The sequence below is a fragment of the Nguyenibacter vanlangensis genome (genome assembly GCF_013376155.1).
GTDB lineage: Bacteria > Pseudomonadota > Alphaproteobacteria > Acetobacterales > Acetobacteraceae > Gluconacetobacter > Gluconacetobacter vanlangensis.
Genome location: NZ_JABXXP010001003.1, coordinates 1 through 808, shown reverse-complemented (window position 1 = coordinate 808; position 808 = coordinate 1). Strand labels below are relative to the sequence as shown.

The following is an 808-nucleotide window of genomic DNA, read 5'->3' as shown; positions in this document are numbered from 1 at the left end:
CCCGGCGAGGCCGGCGCGGCCCTGCTGCCCTTCCTGCGCGTCGGGCCCTACCTGATCGGCCTGGGCGATCCCGCCGGCGCATGGGACGATTGCGCCTCGGCCATCTGGTGGCTGCGCGACCTGGCGGTGCAGGAAGGCCGCCAGCCCGTCTTCTGGCGCGTCGGACCGTCCATGCTGGACGTCTATAACGATCTGGGCTTGACCTCCTGGCCGATCCAGGAAGGCGACGAAGCGCGGCAGAGCTTCCTGTGCTGCCTGCCGCAGAGCGTCGCGGATGTGCGCGCGACCATGCACGGGCTGGCCGCCGACGGAATGCCGCCGGCCGCCCCTTGACGGGCGTCACGTCTTCGTAAACACGTTCCAGGACCGCACCCGCCCCGGCCGCCCGCCATGGATGGCCCGGCGGACCCGCGCCCGGGAACGATCGCCATGCCCCCTGGCCTGCACGCCGCCGTCACCCGCGATTGGGGACATGCGGTCACGGAATTCAGCAACACGTTCCTGCTGGCCTTTCCGGCCCTGTTCTCCATCGTCAACCCGCTGGGCGCCGCGCTGATCTTCACCCAGGTGACGGAAGGCCGGCCGCGTTCGGAATCGCGCGCGCTGGCCCGGGCCGTGGCCCTCTATTCCGCCAGCCTGCTGATCGCCTCGATCTGGATCGGCAGCGCCATCCTGGCCTTCTTCGGCATCACCATCGATTCGCTGCGAATCGCCGGCGGCCTGGTGGTGGCGGTGCGCGCCTGGGCTCTGCTGCAGGCGCCCGAGGCCGCCGCCGCCCGCAAGGAACAGCAGGCCCTGCAGGGCGGCC

At 71.7% G+C, this 808-nt stretch carries 1 protein-coding gene and 1 pseudogene; both read left to right on the top strand.

All coding sequences use genetic code 11. The features are described 5' to 3' along the window. Positions 1-333, top strand: a pseudogene (locus HUK84_RS20805) (lysylphosphatidylglycerol synthase domain-containing protein); the annotation flags it as partial. Between the two features lie 96 nt (positions 334-429). Next, a partial coding sequence (locus tag HUK84_RS20800; RefSeq protein WP_176641879.1) for a MarC family protein occupies positions 430-808 on the top strand: 379 nt, incomplete at its 3' end.